Source organism: Mesorhizobium sp. M7A.F.Ca.CA.002.15.2.1 (assembly GCF_003998715.1).
In the GTDB taxonomy this organism is placed as follows: Bacteria; Pseudomonadota; Alphaproteobacteria; order Rhizobiales; family Rhizobiaceae; genus Mesorhizobium; species Mesorhizobium ciceri.
Window position 1 is genome coordinate 1 of record NZ_RZPI01000947.1, and the last position, 1,557, is coordinate 1,557.

Annotated in this window: 1 protein-coding gene and 1 pseudogene; one reads left to right on the forward strand and one right to left on the reverse strand. The window is 64.6% G+C overall.

Features of this window, described 5'->3' with window-relative positions:
• A pseudogene (locus ENZ74_RS31375) lies at positions 1-737 on the reverse strand (peptigoglycan-binding protein LysM); the annotation flags it as partial.
• A gap of 125 nt (positions 738-862) precedes the next feature.
• On the opposite strand from ENZ74_RS31375, the gene ENZ74_RS31380 reads away from it, so the two are divergent.
• Positions 863-1,474 (forward strand): TIGR00730 family Rossman fold protein, encoded by a 612-nt coding sequence (locus tag ENZ74_RS31380; RefSeq protein WP_013532550.1) that lies wholly within the window; start codon positions 863-865, stop codon positions 1,472-1,474.
• Positions 1,475-1,557 lie beyond the last annotated feature (83 nt).

Sequence of the window (1,557 nt, forward strand, 5' to 3'; positions counted from 1 at the left end):
GCCGGCGCTGCAGGAGCCGGTGTTGCGTCGACCACGGCTGGCGCTGGGGCGGCTGGCGCCGGAGCGGTTGCGGGGGCTTCGGCTGTGGGAGCAGCCGGCGCGGCGGCCGGAGCAGCCGGCTTTGTCTCGGGTGCGGGAACGGTCAGCAATTCGGCCGGCTTGCCCGGCTCCTCGACCATGGCCAGCACCTGGCCGGCCGCATCCTTGGGAACCGAAACGACGGCGGTCTGCACCGAGGGCGTTACGACGTCACCGGTGGTCGCGCGCAGCGCGATCGTATAATCGCCGGGCTTCAGCGGATCATCGAGAATGATAACGAAGGCGCCATCGGGACCAGCGACCGTCGAGCCAAGCACCGTCGAGCCATTGAGGATTTCGACCTTGGCGTTGGGCGCCGCATTGCCGGCGACGACAATCGAGCCATTGCTTTCAACGCGCACGACGTCGAAAGACGGTGCGACCGGACCGGCCGCAGCCGGCGCGTCCGCGGCCGGTGCGGCCGGTGCCGTTGCCTGGGGCACTGCGGCGGGAGCCGCCGGGACCTCAGCGGCGGGCAGCCGCGCTTCGGTGCCGGGATCAGCCGATTTTGCCGCTGCGGGCGGCGTCTGCGCCGCCACTTGCGCCGGCGGCGTGGGATTGAGATACGGGTCGAGTGCGCCCGCTACATAGGCGGTTCCCGCGGCCGCAACGGTCCCACCCGCCGCGAACAGGAACGCCTTCAGTGGATTAATTGCCATATTTCCCTACCCCTTAGCCACCTAACGCCGGTCTAGCCTGTTTTAGCAATACCGACAAGAAAAAGCCCAGGCCGTTAACCCTTGGGGCTTGACCGCGCTTTCAGACCCAATCACCAATCATCGACATGAACACGATTCGATCCGTCTGCGTCTATTGCGGCTCGTCTCCGGGCCGCGATGAAATCTATATCAAGGCCGGACACCTGCTCGGGCGCTCAATTGCCAAAGCGGGATTGCGGCTGGTCTATGGCGGCGGCACCAAAGGCATCATGGGCGCTGTCGCCGAAGGCGCGCTCAAGGCCGGCGGCAAGGTGACGGGCATCATTCCGCGCTTCCTGATCAACAAGGAGGCGAGCGAAACAGCGCTTGACCGGCTCGATGAACTCTTGATCACCGACAACATGCACGAGCGCAAGCACAAGATGTTCGAGAAATCCGACGCCTTTGTGGCACTGCCGGGCGGCATCGGCACGGTCGAGGAGATCGTCGAGATCATGACCTGGGGACAACTTGGCCATCATCGCAAGCCGATCGTCTTCGCCAATGTCAAAGGATTTTGGGATCCGATGCTGGCGCTGCTCGATCACATGGCCGCCGAAGGCTTCATCCACACCGCGCAGCGGGTCAAGCCGCTGGTCGTCGACGACCCCGAAGCGATCGTCGCCGCCATCATGGTAGCCGGATCGTCCGTCGACGCCCCGACCGAGGGCGTGCAGTCGGTGATCGACAAGATGTAGGGCGATAAGGAATCGGGGCAGTAAGGCAGTATGTGAATTGCCTCGAGTGTCCTGCCTACTCCCCTACTCCCCTACTCCCCTAC